At 62.5% G+C, this 17,255-nt stretch carries 13 protein-coding genes; 7 read left to right on the top strand and 6 right to left on the bottom strand.

The window, feature by feature from the left end:
• The first annotated feature begins 123 nt into the window (after nt 1-123).
• Nucleotides 124-1,770, top strand: a complete 1,647-nt coding sequence (gene groL / locus Q1V51_RS03595; RefSeq protein ID WP_300552967.1) for a chaperonin GroEL — start codon at nt 124-126, stop codon at nt 1,768-1,770.
• A gap of 84 nt (nt 1,771-1,854) precedes the next feature.
• Here the strand turns inward: groL and Q1V51_RS03590 are convergent, their stop codons facing one another.
• On the bottom strand, nt 1,855-2,952 hold the full coding sequence (locus Q1V51_RS03590) for a glycoside hydrolase family 3 N-terminal domain-containing protein (protein ID WP_300552964.1): 1,098 nt from the start codon (nt 2,950-2,952) through the stop codon (nt 1,855-1,857).
• 326 nt (nt 2,953-3,278) lie between these two features.
• On the opposite strand from Q1V51_RS03590, the gene Q1V51_RS03585 reads away from it, so the two are divergent.
• Complete coding sequence (locus Q1V51_RS03585; RefSeq protein ID WP_300552962.1) at nt 3,279-4,235, top strand: hypothetical protein; 957 nt, start codon at nt 3,279-3,281, stop codon at nt 4,233-4,235.
• A 237-nt stretch (nt 4,236-4,472) separates the two neighbouring features.
• Here the strand turns inward: Q1V51_RS03585 and hisS are convergent, their stop codons facing one another.
• A complete protein-coding gene (gene hisS, locus Q1V51_RS03580) occupies nt 4,473-5,951 on the bottom strand; it encodes a histidine--tRNA ligase (protein WP_300552959.1) in 1,479 nt (492 codons plus the stop codon).
• A gap of 145 nt (nt 5,952-6,096) precedes the next feature.
• Here hisS and Q1V51_RS03575 point away from each other — a divergent pair, with 145 nt between their 5' ends.
• Entirely contained in the window at nt 6,097-6,558 is a 462-nt protein-coding gene (locus tag Q1V51_RS03575) for a hypothetical protein (protein ID WP_300552956.1), read from the top strand.
• Here Q1V51_RS03575 and Q1V51_RS03570 read toward each other — a convergent pair.
• The 4 genes from Q1V51_RS03570 to Q1V51_RS03555 form a co-directional block, all read right to left on the bottom strand.
• Nucleotides 6,555-8,681, bottom strand: coding sequence for a protein-disulfide reductase DsbD domain-containing protein (locus Q1V51_RS03570; protein WP_300552954.1), 2,127 nt, complete (start codon nt 8,679-8,681; stop codon nt 6,555-6,557). The genes Q1V51_RS03575 and Q1V51_RS03570 overlap by 4 nt on opposite strands.
• 155 nt (nt 8,682-8,836) lie before the next feature.
• Entirely contained in the window at nt 8,837-9,622 is a 786-nt protein-coding gene (locus Q1V51_RS03565; RefSeq protein WP_300552951.1) for a SapC family protein, read from the bottom strand.
• 143 nt (nt 9,623-9,765) lie between these two features.
• Nucleotides 9,766-10,386, bottom strand: a complete 621-nt coding sequence (locus tag Q1V51_RS03560) for an OmpW family outer membrane protein (protein ID WP_300552948.1) — start codon at nt 10,384-10,386, stop codon at nt 9,766-9,768.
• 126 nt (nt 10,387-10,512) lie between these two features.
• Nucleotides 10,513-12,615 (bottom strand): TonB-dependent receptor, encoded by a 2,103-nt coding sequence (locus Q1V51_RS03555; protein WP_300552945.1) that lies wholly within the window; start codon nt 12,613-12,615, stop codon nt 10,513-10,515.
• 112 nt (nt 12,616-12,727) lie between these two features.
• Here Q1V51_RS03555 and Q1V51_RS03550 point away from each other — a divergent pair, with 112 nt between their 5' ends.
• The 4 genes from Q1V51_RS03550 (at nt 12,728) to Q1V51_RS03535 (ending at nt 17,106) form a co-directional block, all read left to right on the top strand.
• Entirely contained in the window at nt 12,728-13,156 is a 429-nt protein-coding gene (locus tag Q1V51_RS03550) for a transcriptional repressor (RefSeq protein WP_300552942.1), read from the top strand.
• A gap of 30 nt (nt 13,157-13,186) precedes the next feature.
• Nucleotides 13,187-14,110, top strand: coding sequence for a thioesterase family protein (locus Q1V51_RS03545; RefSeq protein ID WP_300552939.1), 924 nt, complete (start codon nt 13,187-13,189; stop codon nt 14,108-14,110).
• Between the two features lie 263 nt (nt 14,111-14,373).
• Nucleotides 14,374-16,188 (top strand): ABC transporter ATP-binding protein, encoded by a 1,815-nt coding sequence (locus Q1V51_RS03540; protein WP_300552936.1) that lies wholly within the window; start codon nt 14,374-14,376, stop codon nt 16,186-16,188.
• Between the two features lie 81 nt (nt 16,189-16,269).
• Nucleotides 16,270-17,106 carry a thioredoxin family protein gene (locus tag Q1V51_RS03535; RefSeq protein WP_300552933.1) on the top strand — a complete coding sequence of 279 codons (837 nt, stop codon included), beginning with the start codon at nt 16,270-16,272 and terminating at the stop codon, nt 17,104-17,106.
• Nucleotides 17,107-17,255: the final 149 nt, after the last annotated feature.

Here is a 17,255-nt window from a genome sequence, read left to right as displayed (position 1 = left end):
CGGCACGGAAGTCACGCTCGGCGGCGATGAGCTGCTGATCATGCGCGAGTCCGACATCCTCGGCGTTGTCGGCTAAGCGACCGCCCAGCGAACCTGAAACACACTCAATAAGGGAGCCATATCATGGCTGCTAAAGACGTACTCTTCTCCTCCGATGCCCGCGACCGCATGCTCAAGGGCGTCGACATCCTCGCCAACGCTGTAAAAGTCACGCTCGGCCCGAAAGGCCGCAACGTGGTGATCGAGAAGTCCTTCGGCGCTCCGCGCACGACCAAGGACGGCGTTTCCGTCGCCAAGGAAATCGAACTCGCTGACAAGTTCGAGAACATGGGCGCCCAGATGATCCGCGAAGTCGCGTCCAAGACGAACGACGTTGCTGGTGACGGCACCACGACCGCAACGGTTCTGGCCCAGTCCATCGTCCGCGAAGGCATGAAGTCGGTTGCGGCCGGCATGAACCCGATGGACCTGAAGCGCGGCATCGACAAGGCAACCGCCATCGTCGTCGAAGACATCAAGGCCCAAGCCACCCCGATCAAAGGCTCTGAAGAAGTCGCCCAGGTCGGCACCATCTCCGCAAACGGCGACAGCCAGATCGGCAACGACATTGCGCACGCAATGGAAAAGGTCGGCAATGAAGGCGTGATCACCGTCGAGGAAGCCAAATCCCTGGAAACCGAACTGGACGTCGTTGAAGGCATGCAGTTCGACCGCGGCTACCTGTCTCCGTACTTCATCACCGATGCGGACAAGATGCAGGCCGACCTGGAAGAGCCCTTCATCCTGCTGCACGAGAAAAAGCTGACCTCCCTGCAGCCGATGCTGCCGATACTGGAAAGCGTTGTTCAGTCCGGCCGTCCGCTGCTGATCATCGCCGAGGACGTTGAAGGCGAAGCCCTGGCTACCCTCGTGGTCAACAAGCTGCGCGGCGGTCTGAAAATCGCTGCCGTCAAAGCTCCGGGCTTCGGCGATCGCCGCAAGGCGATGCTGGAAGACATCGCCATCCTGACCGGCGGCCAGGTCATCTCTGAAGACCTCGGCATCAAGCTGGAAACCGTCTCCCTCGATATGCTCGGCACCGCCAAGCGCATCAACATCACCAAAGACGACACCACCATCGTCGACGGTGCGGGCGGGCAGGAAGCGATCGAAGCGCGCGTGACCCAGATCCGTCGCCAGATCGAAGAGACGACTTCCGACTATGACCGCGAAAAGCTGCAGGAACGCCTGGCCAAGCTGGCTGGCGGCGTGGCCGTGATCAAGGTTGGCGGCGCCACCGAGATCGAAGTGAAAGAGAAGAAGGACCGCGTCGACGACGCCCTCAACGCAACCCGCGCGGCCGTTGAAGAAGGCATCGTCACCGGCGGCGGCACCGCGCTCCTGCGTGCGTCCCGCAAGCTGGACGGTGTGGAAGGCGACAATGCTGACCAGACCCAGGGCGTGCGCATCATCGCGCGTGCCCTGCAGGCGCCGATCCGTCAGATCGTCGAGAATGCCGGCGTCGAAGGTTCCATCGTTGTTGGCAAGATCCTCGAGAATGACAGCACCACCTTCGGCTTCAATGCTCAGACCGAAGAGTATGGCGACATGCTCGCTTTCGGCGTCATCGATCCGGCCAAGGTTGTCCGTACGGCTCTGCAGGACGCGGCCTCTGTCGCTTCCCTGCTGATCACCACGGAAGCTGCCGTTGCTGACTCACCGAAAGAAGAAGGCGCTGGGCCGGCCATGCCGGACATGGGCGGCATGGGCGGCATGGGCGGCATGATGTAATCATGCCGGTCACCTGACCGACTTATAGCGAAGGCCCGCTCAACCGAGCGGGCCTTTTCTTTTTCCGATCTGGTTCCTCCAACCCTAACCCGGACGGGTCATACGCAGAGCCTCAATTCGCGCCACCGATCGGTCGATGCGGGCTTCATCGAAACGGCCCTGCTCGATCGCCTCCTCGACCCAACCGGCAATGCGTTGCGGCAGTTCCGGATCCGGTCGGGCCGAATTGGACAGCATGATGATATCATTGCCAGCCTCGATGGACCGCAGCACCGCTTCGCGCTGATCGTAATTCTCCCGGATAGCGGCCATATCGAGATCATCCGTCATCACGACGCCCTTGAATTCCAGGTCCGTGCGCAAGAGATCGTCGAGCATGGCAGAGGAGAAGGTCGCCGGCAGGCCGCTCGGATCGAGATTCCGATTGATCAGGTGACCGCCCATAATGCAACGCGCAGAATTGGCTTCGACGAGCCTGCGGAACGGGTCCAGCTCCTCATAGCTCCAGGTTTCTGAAATATCGACAAAGCCGTCATGGCTGTCACCGCGGGAGCGGCCATGCCCGGGGAAGTGCTTGATGACGCAGACCGAGCCTTCCGTCTCGAAGGCCTCGATAAAGGTCGCGGCATAGGCGGCAACATCCTGGCCCGTTGTGCCATACGACCGGCCATGGCGCCCAATAACCGCATTCTCCGGATCATGCAGGTCCGCCACGGGTGCCAGGTTCATGTTGAAACCGGCAGCCCGGAATTCGCGGGCGGCAAGAGCATACAGCTCCCGGGCCCCGACAATGCCGCGCTCCTCGACAACCTGTGAGGCCCGAGGGATCCAGGAATAGCCCAGATCACGGGACAAGCGCTGCACCAGCCCGCCTTCCTGGTCGATCGCCATCCAGGCTTTCGGATCAATCGCGCGGAAACGGGCGGCCAGGCCTTCAGCGCCCTCACGCGAACGCACATTATGGCGCAGGAAGAGCACGCCGCCGATCCTCCGCTCTTGGAGATGATCCGCTACGATATCCGCCCCGCCCGTATCCGGACGAGACCCGATAAAGCCGAGCAACAACATCCGCCCGACCTTTTCAGCCAGGCTCAGTTGCACCTGCGCCATAGCCGGAAAGTGTGACGCCACGGCCGCCGCCGATGCCCAGCCGATCACTTGCCGGCGATCCGGATTTTTCACGCGCACTCCTCCTGACGGTCTCAAACCAGACTGCCCGCCGGTCGTCTTCGCGGCAAGCCGCCACAATCCCGTCACTGTGTGACCAATCGGTCATTCATTCGTCAATGTCCGGAAGGCTTGAACGGTTCATAACCATTCTCAACCGCGCCGCACACACGAATCTCACGCCGCGGTCCCCTCGAGTCCAACAGGCGGTCGGCACCCCATGCCGGCCGCCTTCTTTTTAGTCTGTAACTATCTGACAAAAAGTTTAGCCCGCCGCACAAGGCCGGTAAGGAAGCCAAGCCCAAAGATAGGACCAGAATTTGAGGAATGAGGGACATCCCATGAAGAAATTTCTACTGGCTGGTGCCGCATCTATTCTGGCCGCGACAACCGCATTTGCCCTGGATGACGATAGTAACTTCGTCTTCCACACCAAGCAGAGCGAGAGCCGGGTCATCAGCGCTGACGGCGCGGAAATCTCCATCCGAGACGGCGTTGTCTATGTCGACGGGCAAGAGATCGAGCTCGATGATGATGGCATCGTCATCATCGAAGACGGCAATGTCGAAATCATCAGTAATGGCGTCGAACACGGCAATGTCTTCGTCCATCGCATGGATTGGACTGAGCATGCCGAGGTCATGGCCGAGATGGGCTCCAATATCGGTCACGCGGTGGTCACCGAGATCGACATTGACGGTATCAGCGAAGGCGTTATCGCCACCCTCGCGGCAACTCTTGCCGAACTCGATGAGGACACATTTGTGGTCCGCATGAATAATGGCCATGACAGCCGCGACTGGGATGATCTGACGCCGGAAGAACAGGAAGAAGTTCGCGAGGAATTGCGCGAGGCGCGCGAAGAGATCCGGGAAGCCATGGCGGAAGTGCGCATCGAAATGGCCGAGATGGGACGTGAGCTCGCGGGCAATAATCGCGAAATCCGCCTAGAGATCCGCCGCGCTCATGAGGAAGCCCGTCACGCGGCCCGTGAGAGCGCCCACGCCGAGCGTGAAGTCGCCCGCGCCATGCGGCTGGCCGAGCGTGAACTGCGCCGCGCCGAGCGCCATGCCGAACGCGAAGGGCGTGATAGCGAGCGCCGCGTCTTCATCGAGCGCCTGCACGCCGACGAGAGCCGCCACGCGCGCACGGCCGAAGAAGGCCGCCGCATTCGCATCATGGAAGATGCCGACGGCAATCGCCGGGTCTGGGTCAATGGCGAAGAGCAAACCGGTGATGACCTCACAAGCTGGCTCAACCGCCTGGAAGCTGAACGCCTTGATGGCGGGAATGACTAAGGGCTGATCCCGCTTTCGGGATTGACCAGCGAAGCTAAAAAAGAGGGGCTGGCGAAAGCCAGCCCCTTAAATTTACGGTTGGTCGATAAAGGGCGTCTCCTCCCCGAAACGCCATGGACCGGACGGTCAGGCCCTGTCCTGTTCGCGACGTTGGAGCAGGGTTACGTATACGTCAACCCTGCAATCTGAAAAATCAGCACATTACGAGGGCATTACCGTGGAAAACTTCAGCTTACTCTAGCTGGAATGACGGGCGATAATCTCGCCTACGGCCTCGATCCAGCGCCCGTTGGGCACTGTCATCTGGGCCGGCTGATCCTCGCGCCAGGCCTTGTTGTCCTCGATATTGGCCGCCAGTTTCGCACCCAGCTTGAGGTCCTTCAGCGTGACCTCGCCGGCTTCGCGTTCATTGGAGCCGACGATGACCGCGACGCTGGCACCGCGTCGATCGGCATATTTCATCTGCTTGCCCATATTGCCGCCACCGACAGAGGCCTCGGCCCGGTATCCAACCGCACGCAGTTGCGCGGCCATGGCAAGATAATCCGCTGAGCGGTCTTTTTCCGATGCCACCACGATCACCAGCGGACGGTCCTGGTCGCCACCAGCCCGACCCAGTGCCCGCAAGGCCGCTGCAAAGCGGCTGACACCGAAGGAGAAGCCTGTGGCCGGGACAGCCTGACCCGTGAAGCGGGCGACGAGATCGTCATAACGGCCGCCACCGCCGACCGAACCGAACTGGATCGGCTGACCGTCATCATAATGCGCCGTAGCCAGGAGCTCGGCCTCATAGACGGGACCCGTGTAATAGCCCAGGCCCCGCACCACGGACGGATCAAAGGCCGCCCGGTCATCCCCCACGCCGATCGCACTCAGTACAGCATCGATTTCAGCCAAGGCTGCAAGGCCGGCCTTGCCGGTTTCCGAACCGCCAACCAGCGGTTCCAGACGGGCGATCACATCCTGGCGACCGCCACCAGTGGCATCGAGGAAATTCAGGACAATATCGATCCCTGCAGGGTCTAGCTTGGCGCCTTCGGTGAAGTCACCCGACTCATCCTTGCGTCCCTCGCCCAGCAACAGGGCGACCCCCTCACGGCCAAGTCGGTCGAGCTTGTCGGCGGCGCGCAGCACACGCATGCGCCGGGCCGAATCGGCGGCACCGATGCTTTCCAGCACGCCATCGAGAATGCGGCGGTCATTGACCCGGATGACATATTCCTGATCGGCCAGGCCGGCCGCTCGCATGACCTCGGCCGCCAGAGCGATCATCTCGGCGTCGGCGGCTGCGGAGGCTGCGCCAACCGTGTCTGCATCACACTGGACGAATTGGCGGAAACGGCCCGGACCCGGCTTTTCATTACGCCAGACATCGCCCGCCTGGTAGCGGCGATAGGGCTTGTTGAGGTCCTGGTAGTGCTCGGCCACGAAACGGGCCAGTGGTGCGGTGTGGTCATAGCGCAGCGACAGCCACTGACCATCATCATCTTCCAGAGCAAACACGCCTTCATTGGGGCGTTCTTCATCCGGCAGGAATTTGCCGAGCGCTTCGGCATATTCAAACGCCGGTGTCTGCAGCGGCTCGAAACCCCAGTCATCATAGATCTTGCTGGCGGCGGAGATCAGCTGATGCTCGGCCCGCAGGACGTCTCCGGATCGGTCTTCGAAACCGCGCGGGCGGCGTGCTTTTGGGCGAAAGGCTTTCTTCGCACTCATCGGGTAATCTCCGGAGCAAGGCTGGCCGGGAAGGCCGCAGACTGGCAGTGGGCGTCTTTTCACCTGTCTTGCACGCAAGTTGCAAGAGCCGGGGTGGTCTCAGTGCAGCCTTGGGCTAAGCTGCGTGCGAATTTTGGAGTGTTTTGTGCGTTATCTCGTCACTGTTTGCGTTGCTTTCCTGCTGGGAACCGGTTCGGCCCTGGCGGGTCCCGGGGCTGAATTCGCCGAGTTTGCGAGCGATCTGCGCGGTGAAGCGCAGATGCGCGCGAGCGATGCCGCCTCTCGCCCGGCGGCCCCGGCCGATCGTATCGACATCGAGGATCCGTTCTATTTTGAACTCGAGCAGTTTGCAGCGGACGCCATGCGCCTGAGCCGGGCGATCAGCGATACCGGCGGCGCGGAAGATCTGCAGTGTATTTTCCGCGGCATGTCGCGCGATGCCGAGGCGCGCCTCGGCGCGCTCAACGAGGCCGACAGTGCCGGTGAACAGGCGCGCATTTATCGCGCCATTGCCGACCTGATGCGTGACGCCAGCGAAATCGCGCCGGCTGCAGATGATGGTGCGCTAGGCGCCAGCATGCCGCTGCCGACCTGCTCGGCCGGCTAGCCCGACGCCATCTCCAGGGCATCCAGCACAATCTGACGCGTCAGGACCGTCGGCAGTACGACCGGCTCGCCGCCGCCTGCCGGGTAGACGAGGTAGAGCGGCACGCCAGCGCCGCCATGGCGGTAGATCAGGTCGGTGATGCGATCATCGCGATTGGTCCAGTCCGCTCGCATCAGCGTCGCGCCCATATCGACGAAGGCGGTCTGCACCACACCGTCATTGAGCACCCGCATCTTGTTGACCTGGCAGGTGACACACCAGGCCGCGGTGACGTCGACGAAGACTGCACTGCCGGCCAGCTGCGCCTCCTCCACAGCCGCGTCAGACCAGGCCACCTCGCCCGGACCAGCGACTGTCGCCATATCGCCTGTCGGCAGGCGGGCAATCCACACCGTGGTCAGCACCAGGCCCAGGGCCGAGGCCAGGGCGATCACCGACCAGGCGGCCCCACCCTGTTTGGAGGCCCAGATTGCGAAGGTCAGCGCCAGCATGGCGAGACCCAGGAAGAGCACGCCTTGCGGACCGGCCTGGATCGACAACACCCAGACCAGCCAGAGCACGGCGGCAAACATCGGGAAGGCCAGGGCCTGCTTGAATGTCTCCATCCACTTGCCCGGGCGCGGCAAAAGGCGCAGCAGGGCCGGGGCAAAGGTCAGGACCACAAAGGGCAAGGCCAGGCCCACTCCCATCGCGGCGGCAACGGCAAGGACAATGATCGCGGGTTGGGTCAGCGCCAACCCCAGCGCACCAGCAGCGAGCGGCCCGACACAGGGTGCGGCGACGACAACGGCCAGAACGCCGGTGAAGAAAGCTCCCCGCGCGCCCGGCGCGTCGGCCAGATTACTGCCCAGACCCATAATGCTGGTGCCGACTTCGAACACGCCGAGCAAGTTGAGACCGATGGCGAAGAACAGGAGCGCCAAGACAGCAACGACAATCGGCAATTGCAGCTGGAAGCCCCAGCCAACCGGCAGACCCAGCTCGCGCAGAATGACCAGAAGACCGGCCAGCGCCACAAAGCTGAGCACGACGCCAGAGAGGAAGTAGAGCCCGTGACGGCGCACCTTGTTGGGATCGTGCTGCGCAACCTCGACGAATTTAAGCACCTTGATCGACAGCACCGGGAAAACGCACGGCATGAGGTTGAGGATCAGACCACCGCCCAGCGCCAGGAGAACCAGGCTGATCAGACCCGTCATCGACACGGTCTGGACCGGGGCACGGGCCTGCGATGGCAGGGCAATAGAAATCTCGCCCGGCTGCGCCTCGATCTCGACGCTCTCACGCGCCCAGATATCGCCACCCTGCTGACGCTCGAAGCTGAGCAGACCCAGGCGCGGCGCATCGATCTCGCCCTCAAGCTTCCAGCTCGGCTCCATGATCAGGTAGAGGCGCCCGTCCTCTTCACGCTGCAGCACCTGTTCCGGCGCATGTTCGATGACACCGCTTTCGCCCGGCATGAAGGTCAGGTCACGCCAGCTGTCGGCGTCGGCCAGCAACGGGGCGTCGAGTTGCAGCACCAGGCGGTCACCGACCCGGTCCAGCACTGCGCCCACACTGTCATCGCGCGGCGGCACGGCCTCGAGCGCGGCCTGGATCATCCAGTGGCTGGTCTCGTCACGCGGTGCCTCGGCTCCGACCGGCAGCGAGAAGCTGAGCTGGCGTTCCTCGGGAACACAGACCTCGTCGCAGACCTGCCAATAGGCATCGACCACCAGATCAAGCCGGTCAGCGGTAAAGTCCTCGGCCAGCCGGATCGGCATCGGCAGGGTGACCTCATCATAGTAGCCATAGTCCATGATCTCGCCATCAGCGATCGGCAACTCAACCGGGGCCGGCCAGATCACATCGCCAATGGTCACGCCGTCCGGCAGCGTCCAGGTCAGCTCCAGCGGCTGGCCAAAATCTCCGGGGTTCTTCCAGTAGGTATGCCAGCCTTCCGGCATGACCTGGTGCAGACCGAGGTAGAAGCCCTCGCCCGGCGCAGCAACGCTCCGGTCCGCAATCAAGCGGGCTTCAATGATCTCATCGCCCAGAGCCCAACCCGGCACGGCATCGGTCTGAGCCTTGGCCATGTTGAGCGGCAGGATGAGCAAAGCCAGAACGGCCAGGAGGAAGCGCATGCGGATACCCTTATCGATCGGGACTAAACGGGGTCTTGCGGTGCGATATAGCGGTAAATTCCGAAACGTCGAATAGACCTCGCGCAAGCGTGACCACGAAGCAAAACGGCCGCACCTTCCGGTGCGGCCGCTGCCAGTCAGAATTGGCGCAGGGATTAGCCCTGGGCCGCCTGTTCTGCGTTCGCCTGCACGGCCACGCGGCGCATGATGCGCTCCCAGCGCTGCAGCGAGGCGAGGTGGGCGTGGATCACGGACAGGTCGTTGTTCTTGTGCATCTCGAGGACCTTGTCGTCCGGCAGAGCCTGCAACTTCTCGACAGAGACGCCGAAATAGTCCGCCACGGTAACCGGGTTTTCCGGATCCTGCGGATTGGCGACCTTGATCTCTTTTTTCTCGAGCAGGTCGAGCGCGACAAGACGCTGCACGAAAGCTTCGGTGATCTGTGCGTCACGCTCGAAAGCGGAGACAAAATCAACGGCCTGCTTGGTGTACTCAGTCGGCTCACCCTTGTCGTCGAAGAAGGGCTGCTGCGGGTCCTTGTCGACAACGAACTCGGCGTCGACATCAACGCAGACCGTCGACGGCTGATCGCCCGGGTTGGACGCGCTGACGAACGGGTAGCGGCGGACATAAGCCGGGACGTAGTGGTCAGCTTCGAACTGGCCGTCTTCGGTGATGAAGAGGTTGGAACCCTGACGCAGGCCCATGACCAGGACCGGCATCTTCTTGTCGCCGAGGAAGACGATCGGGAAGCTGCCGCTGGCGACGCCGAATTCGGCTGCAATGGCCGGAACGAAATGCCAGTCGCGCAGGAAGCCGAACGGCTCCTTGACGTTGTTCACGCCATAGGTCGCGTGCTTCTGGCGATTGAGCGGCTCTACGGACTTGTAGAGCGGAACAGAACCGGTGATGCGCGGCTCGTTGGTCGCGGCGTCAGCCATTGGAAAACCCCCTTGTTATTAGGTCCGGGGGTAATAGCCCAAAAGGCCTGTACCGGCAACGAGATCGCGCACCTGTTTCAAGACGAGACAATGCCGGGCCCGAAGGGTCGACCCGGCATTGCTTCAGCATAGTGGCAGGTGGATCAGAAGCGGCGGCCGAAACCGACGCCGAGAACCACCGGATCGATGTCGACATCGGCGGTGATGGCACCGTCAATCGTCACATCGGTATTGATGTCGATATACTTGACATCAACATTGAAGAACCACTCGCTATTGGTCTGGAAGTCGATGCCAGCCTGCGCGGCGAAGCCGAAGCTGCTGTCATAATCGATCGTGCTCAGAGCGCTGCCTGACGGCAGGTCTTCATTGAAGAAATGGGTGAAGTTGACGCCGGCGCCGACATAGGGGCGGACATCGGCATCGGGAGCGAAGTGATACTGCAGCGTCAGGGTCGGCGGCAGCAGGGTCACGTCACCCAGATCCACATCGCCTACGGCAGTGTCGACAGCGCCAACATCATGCGGCGTGACGCCGAGGATGAGCTCGACCGCCCACTGGTCCTGCACGAAATAGGTGATGTCGAGTTCCGGCACGATGCTGTTCGAAATGTCGACATCGCCACCGATCGGGCTGATATCGGCGCTTTCATTCGGCATCACGTCGATGACGCGGAAACGCACCAGCCAGTCTCCGCTGTCCGCAAAGGCGGGCGCAGCGGCGGTCATGGCGATAGCGGCGGCAGTCAGCAGAAGTTTTTTCATGGTCCTGATCCTTAAGTCCCCAGAAATTCGATGGGGACTTTATGAACCCGGACTTTAATTAGGGGTATGGCGCGTTTCGCCGCGCGGCAGCCTGTCGCATGACAGGCTGCCAACGCTCTGGTTTCGCTAGAAGTCCGCGATAACGGCGAAGCGGAAATTGCGGCCCGGAAGCGGAACCTGGTCCTTCAGGAAGGAGGTATGCAGGCGCGCTTCCTCATCGCCGAGGTTCCGGCCCTCAAGGATGAAACGGACACCGTCATTCTCGAACGGCGTGACCGAGTAACGGGCATTGAACAGCGTGTAGCCGTCGGTCGGCAGTTCAAACTGAGCCGCGTTCTCCTGCTCGTCGAACCATTCGACCTCGGCATGCAGCTCATGCACGCCCTTCTGCGCCGTCACCCCAGCGGTAAAGGCCAGCGGGGGCAGGCGCGGCAGGTCGCCGCCGCTGTCGACGTCACTGGTGACGTATTCAGCGGTAAAGTCACCGGTCAGACCCCAGCCGCGCAGCGTACCCAGCGGGCCTTCGAGGCGGCCTTCAAAGCCGGACAGGTTCACGTCTTCGGCGCGATAGTCGACGACGATGAAGCCCTCTTCCTCTTCACCGGTCGGGAAGGCCCCGATGAAGCCGTCATAGTCGGCGCTGAACAAAGCACCTTCTATCGACCAGGCACCAATGTCCTTGCGGGCCGTGAACTCGAACGAGGTCGCGCGTTCGACGTCGAGGTTGACGTCTCCATTCTCAACGGTGCGGGTCGCGACGTGCTCACCATCGGCGAACAGCTCGACATCAGTCGGCGCACGCTCGTTGGAGGACAGGGTCAGGGCGAAGAAGCTGTCTTCGGACGGACGCCAGAACACGGAACCGGAGGCCGAGACGGTATCAAAGTCACGGCTGACGCCGAGTGCTTCGATTTCACGGTTCTCAAGACGCAGACCGCCTTCCAGACCCCAGCCGCCGGCATCCCAGCGCTGGGCCGTGAAAATACCCCAGTCATCGGTCTGAGACGGCGGCACATAGGCTTCGTCACCGAGAGCGACGAAGTCGCGCGAGAAAGCCTGCAGGCCGGCTGCGCCGGTCCAGGTGCCCTCGCCGAGCTCCTGCTCGACAAAACGCAGCTCACCGCGCGCTTCCCAACCTTCGTTGGTGAACTGGGTGCCGATCTCGTCACCTTCGAGCTCGGTGTGCTCGTATTCAGCGGTACCGGCGGAGAAGCGGAATCGCTCCACGAATTCGCCGAGATTGCGGAATTCGCCGCGCAGATCGAAGCGGGTCTGCTCCAGATCGATGTTGACGATTTCCTCTTCTTCCTCGTGCTCTTCTTCGTGTTCCTCTTCCTCATGCTCTTCTTCGTGAGCGTGGGCATGGCCGGGAACACCGTAGAGTGCGTCGGTCTGCTTGTAGGCAACACCGATAAAGCCGTTTTCACCGACCCAGGAGACACCGATCGAGCCGGTCGTGAATTCGAGACCGGAGTTTTCGACCGTGCCGAAAACTTCCTCTTCCTCGTGCTCGTGCTCTTCCTCGTCGTGCTCCTCTTCCTCGTGTTCTTCCTCTTCCAGCTCACGATAGAGCGCGGATTCAGCAAAGCCCGGGATGTCGAAGTCTTCAGCCGTGCGGCTCATTCCCTCGATGTGGAAGACGAACTCACCGGCGTTGAAGCGCGCACGACCGGCAAAGGTTTCGCCATTATCAACCGTGGTCAGACCGCCATAGAAACGTCCTTCGAAATCGCCCTCGGCACGTTCTTCAGCGATACGGCCATCAATCACGTTGACGACACCACCGATGGCGCCGCCGCCATAGGCAATCGCGGCCGGTCCGCGCAGAATCTCGACGCGCTCGGCTTCAAGCGCTTCCGACGCAACAGCGTGGTCCGGGCTGGAGGTGGAGGCATCAATGAGGCCGGTGCCGTTGACGAGAACGCGGACACGGTCTGCGCCCAGGCCACGAATGACCGGACGGCTGGATGCCGGGCCGAAATAGGTGGTGGAGACACCCGGCTCATGGGCAATCGTGTCAGCCAGCGAGCCTGAGAGATTATCGATGATATGGTCCTGGTTCACGACTTCGACGGAACCGGTGACTTCATCGGCGCCCGTCAGGAGCGGGTTGGACGTGACGGTGATGACGTCATCGATCTCGTCGCTCTGAGCCAGTACAGCGGGTGCGGTTGCCAGGGCCGCGATCAGCGCAACCGGTGCAACGGTGGTTTTGAGTACTTTTGACACAGCCAGATATCCCCATCGGCGATTAATTCACGGGTGTAATATTATAACGTCTCAGTCACGACAAGGGCTGGCACCTGTAAATCCGCGCCGGAACGCATTAAATGTTCGACATATGAGTCGCGATTCCACATCTCCGGCGTTGCATGCCGCTGAAACCCTCTGTGATGAAAAGGGCGAACGCCTGACGCCCATTCGTCGCCGTGTCCTCGAGCTTGTGCTTGAAGCGGACGGGCCGGTTAAGGCCTATGACCTGCTCGAAGCGCTTAAACCGGGCCCGGGCTCGGCCAAGCCGCCGACCGTTTACCGCGCCCTCGAATTCCTGCTCGGCCTCGGGCTGGTACATAAGGTAGAGGCGCTCAACGCCTATGTCGGCTGCAGCCACAGTCACGACACCGGCGGTGCCGAACTGTTCATATGCTCGGATTGCGGATCGGTGCAGGAATGCCATGGTGCCCCGGCCTCAACCCAGACACCGGACGGCTTCATTATCGAGCGCTCGGTGGTCGAACATTTCGGCCATTGCGGCAATTGCCGGTCCTGACCCATCCCATTGGCCACGGATATTGACACCATGATCGAGCTCTGGCGCGGAAATGCGAACGCCTGGGAATGCGACGAGCTGGGGCATATGAATGTCCAGTTCTACCTCGCCAAGGCCAGCGAGGCGGTGGCCAATCTGGCCGCGCATGCCGGCCTGGGGAATATCTTTCGCACCGACGCCTATGCCACGCTGGCGGCGCGCAGCCTGCACATCAAATTCCTAGCCGAAGCCCGCCCGGGCGCGCCCCTGATGATCGAGGGCGGCATTGCCGGTCTCGATACCGCGAGTGCGGATCTCGTGCTGCTGATGCGGCACGCCGGATCGGGCGAGATTGCCGCAACTTTCCGCATTCAAGCGGGCCATGTCTCACCCAAGGAAGGCCGACCCTTCCCCTGGCCGGAGCGTTTCTCGGTACAGGCAGCAAAGCTGAAGGTCGACACGCCGGAGATTGCCCGGCCGCGCGGTCTGGGTGAGGCGGAGGGCGAGGGCCAAATCTCGATTGCGAGGGCCGATGAGCTCGGCCTCGAGCAAATCGGCCTCGGCCGGTTCAACCATAGGGAGATGGGTGTCTTCGATCGCATCCGGTCTGACGTCCTGCTCGGCCGTGTGTCCAGTTCGGTGGTCAATTTCCGAGGCGCCTTTCCCGAGGAATTCGATTTCCACATGGGCAAGACCAGCGCACGGATCGGATCGGCCCTGCTGGAATGCCGCATTCTGCCCCGCCGCTGGCCGCGCGCCGGCGATGGCTATGTCATCCGCTCAGGTCTGATCTCGGCGGGCTCGAAAGTGCGCAATCTGGTGCACTGGGTGCTCGACCCGGCAACCGGCCGCCCCTGGTGGACAATGGAAGGCGTGGCTGCGCCGATGGACCTGGACAAGCGCAAGCTGGTCGAGCCCGATGCAGCGACCCGCGCGGCGCTTGATGCGGCGATGAAACCCGCCCTGCGGGTCTGATCGGCACAAAAGCCACACCGGTGGACAATCCGGCCGCCACCGCTTGCCCCCAACCTTAGTGGGGTGTATCCACGCCGACCCATTCGTCTCGCAGGAGAATGTATCAGTGCCAAATTATATCTAGCGATTGAGGGCGGTCCGGTGACCCGCTTTCACAGCTCGCGCGATGCATTTCACAATGCCGCGTGCGCTGCCTGTCCTCACCGATGAGCCCTTGCCCGTAGGATATATGCCAGAGGACGGACCGACCGGTCCGCGATCCGATGACCGATAGTGCTGTCACTGATGAAGAAGACTTCCGCTACCCGGAAGACCCCGACGACGATCCCGCCAGAAATACGCTCTCCAACATGGCCGTGTTGCGGTATCTCGCACGGCAATGGGCGCGTCGCCCGGTGCTCTTGACCGGGATGATTGTTTTCATGCTCGCCGCGACCGTAGTCGAGCTGATGATCCCGCTCGCCGCGGGCCGGCTGATCGATGCCCTCGCGGCCGGTCCAGATGCCAGCTCCCCCTGGCCGGCCTTCGCGCTCTATCTGGGTGCGGCGGCCGTCTATTACGCTTTGCGTCAGTCGGCCTCGCGCTGCGAGGTCCCGTTCTCGGCCGCCAATATGGCCGACCTGACCACGGAGGCGTTCGGCAAGGTGCAGCGCTTTTCGCTGGACTGGCACGCCAACACTTTCGCCGGCTCGGTCGTGCGCAAGATCACGCGTGGCATGTGGGCCTATGACACGATCACCTTCAACATCGTGCTCGGCGTGGCGCCGGCCGTACTGGTCATGCTGGGCATCGCCCTGGTCATGGCCGTGCGCTGGCCGCTGGTAGGGGGTGCGGCCTTTCTGGTCATGGTCGCCTTCGTTATCTCCTCCCTGATGCTGAGCCGCTACTACATCCGGCCCCAGAACATCCGCTCCAATGCCCTCGACAGTGAGATTGGCGGCGCGCTGGCGGATTCCATCGGCGGTGTAGCCACAGTAAAGAGCTTTGGCTCGGAAGCCCGCGAGGATGAGCGCTTTCACGCGCTGACCTGGCGCTGGCATGCGGAAACCAAGAAGACCTGGGGCCGCTACGTCAATTCCTGGCTGGTCAATATCGCCACCGACCTGACCATGCAGGCCGCCCTTGTCGGCCTCCTGGTCTGGCAATGGTCACGCGGTGCGGCCAGCGCCGGTGATGTGGTGGCGGCGCTGACGGCTTACATGATCGTGTCGAGCTATATGCGGCGCTTCGGCGAGCATGTGCAGCAGGTTCAGCGCGGTCTCGACGAGGTCCAGGACCTGGCCGTGTTCGATCTGCAGGAAAGCGAGGTCAACGACGCCGAAGACGCGGCCGAGTTCCGGCGCGGCGAAGGCGCGATCCGCTTCGTTGCGGTCGGCTTCACCTATGCCGGCCAGGAGCGGCCGCTCTACACCGACTTCAGCCTCGACATCGCCCCGGGCGAAAAGGTGGCGCTGGTCGGCCCGACCGGCTCGGGCAAGTCAACCTTCGTCAAGCTGGTGCAGCGCCTGTATGACGTCAGCGAAGGCGGCGTGCTGATCGACGGGCAGGATGTGCGTGCCGTGACTCAGGACAGCCTCCGCCGCTCGATTGCCTTGGTCCCGCAGGACCCGGCGCTGTTTCATCGCTCGATTTCGGAGAACATCGCCTATGGCCGGCCCGAGGCGAGCCGTGAGGAGATCATGGCAGCGGCCAAGGCCGCGCATGCGGATGCCTTCATCGACCGCCTGCCGCAGGGCTATGAAACCCTGGTCGGCGAGCGCGGGGTGAAACTGTCCGGCGGAGAACGTCAGCGCGTGGCCATTGCCCGGGCCATCCTGGCGGATGCGCCCATCCTCATTCTGGACGAGGCCACGTCCAGCCTCGACAACGAGACCGAGCGCGAGATCCAGCAGGCGATGGGTGCGGTGATGCAGGGCCGGACCACGATCATCATCGCTCACCGGCTCTCCACCATTCGCGATGCCGACCGCATCCTCGTCTTCGAGAATGGTCGCATCGTCGAACAGGGCACGCACGACCAGCTCGAGGCGCGTACCGACGGCGTCTATGCGCGGCTCGCCGCGCTGGCAGCCGGCTGATCGCGCTCACAGTCCTGCCACTGGGCAAGCGCGGCGCAGCGTGATTAGCTGCGCCGCGTCTTGTCCGGAGTGACTATTTCCATGCGCCTGCTTGCCCTCGCCAGCCTCGTCCTCATCCTCTTCACCCCGCTGGTCCATGCGGATGACGCCCACCCTCGGCCCTATGACGGCAATTTCGACGCCATGGCCGTTGTTGATGAAGCCCTGGAAGAAGCCCGCGCGGGCAATAAGCGCCTGGTTTTGATCCTCGGCGCCAACTGGTGCCATGACAGCCGCGGGCTGGCGCATCATCTCGAGGATGAGGAAGTCGCCACCATCCTGGCCGAGCACTATGTGCTGCGTCATATCGATGTCGGCTGGCGCGACCAGAACCACGCCGTCATGCGTCGCTTCAACATTCCGGCCGTTTATGGCACGCCGACAGTCTTCATCATCGACGCGCAGAGCGAAGACCTGCTCAATCGCGAAACCCGCAGCGACTGGACCAGCGCGGCGTCGCGCCCGGTCGAGGACGTCCGCGCCTATTTCGCGGACTGGGCATCGAACGCCAGCCCGCCTCTGTCGGTGGTGGAAAGCTCACTCGTCTACCAGTCCATGCTGATCGAGATCGACTTGTTCGAGGACGAGGAAGCTGAACGTCTGGCGCAGGCCTATATCGAGATCGGCGCTTGGCGCGACGGGCCGCGTGACCAGCGGCCGGACAATTTCGCAACCCTGGCCCGCGAGGTTGATCTCTGGCGTCTCGCCCTGCCCCAGCGCATCCGGGATCTGCGCGAACAGGCCCTGTCGCAGATCGAGGCCGCACTGAGCGAGCGCGCGGGCGGCGGAGAGATCACCCTCGGTCTGGTCTCTGCCTTTGATGCCAGCGATCCCGATCTCACCCTCGAGCTCACGCCGACCGAGAATGAGCGCTGGTAGACATTGATTTCCCGGCAAATCAGGTTCACCTCGTGACTAAAGATTGAGGAGCCTTCCATGCCGCGTCTGCCCTATTTCGAAATTCACGCCTTTTCCGATCCGGCCATGCCCTTCAGCGGCAATCCGGCCGGGGTCTGCCTGATGGACGA

It is taken from the genome of Maricaulis sp. (genome assembly GCF_030149235.1).
In the GTDB taxonomy this organism is placed as follows: domain Bacteria; phylum Pseudomonadota; class Alphaproteobacteria; order Caulobacterales; family Maricaulaceae; genus Maricaulis.
The sequence above is the reverse complement of the archived record's forward strand: the minus strand, read 5'-3'. Positions and strand labels throughout refer to the sequence as shown.

What these genes read in the sequence shown, in the direction of transcription:
- groL (WP_300552967.1), top strand. Translation starts at nt 124, where the DNA reads ATGGCTGCTAAAGACGTACTCTTCTCCTCCGATGCCCGCGACCGCATG.
- Q1V51_RS03585 (WP_300552962.1), top strand. Translation starts at nt 3,279, where the DNA reads ATGAAGAAATTTCTACTGGCTGGTGCCGCATCTATTCTGGCCGCGACA.
- hisS (WP_300552959.1), bottom strand. Translation starts at nt 5,951, where the DNA reads ATGAGTGCGAAGAAAGCCTTTCGCCCAAAAGCACGCCGCCCGCGCGGT.
- Q1V51_RS03570 (WP_300552954.1), bottom strand. Translation starts at nt 8,681, where the DNA reads ATGCGCTTCCTCCTGGCCGTTCTGGCTTTGCTCATCCTGCCGCTCAAC.
- Q1V51_RS03565 (WP_300552951.1), bottom strand. Translation starts at nt 9,622, where the DNA reads ATGGCTGACGCCGCGACCAACGAGCCGCGCATCACCGGTTCTGTTCCG.
- Q1V51_RS03560 (WP_300552948.1), bottom strand. Translation starts at nt 10,386, where the DNA reads ATGAAAAAACTTCTGCTGACTGCCGCCGCTATCGCCATGACCGCCGCT.
- Q1V51_RS03550 (WP_300552942.1), top strand. Translation starts at nt 12,728, where the DNA reads ATGAGTCGCGATTCCACATCTCCGGCGTTGCATGCCGCTGAAACCCTC.
- Q1V51_RS03545 (WP_300552939.1), top strand. Translation starts at nt 13,187, where the DNA reads ATGATCGAGCTCTGGCGCGGAAATGCGAACGCCTGGGAATGCGACGAG.
- Q1V51_RS03540 (WP_300552936.1), top strand. Translation starts at nt 14,374, where the DNA reads ATGACCGATAGTGCTGTCACTGATGAAGAAGACTTCCGCTACCCGGAA.
- Q1V51_RS03535 (WP_300552933.1), top strand. Translation starts at nt 16,270, where the DNA reads ATGCGCCTGCTTGCCCTCGCCAGCCTCGTCCTCATCCTCTTCACCCCG.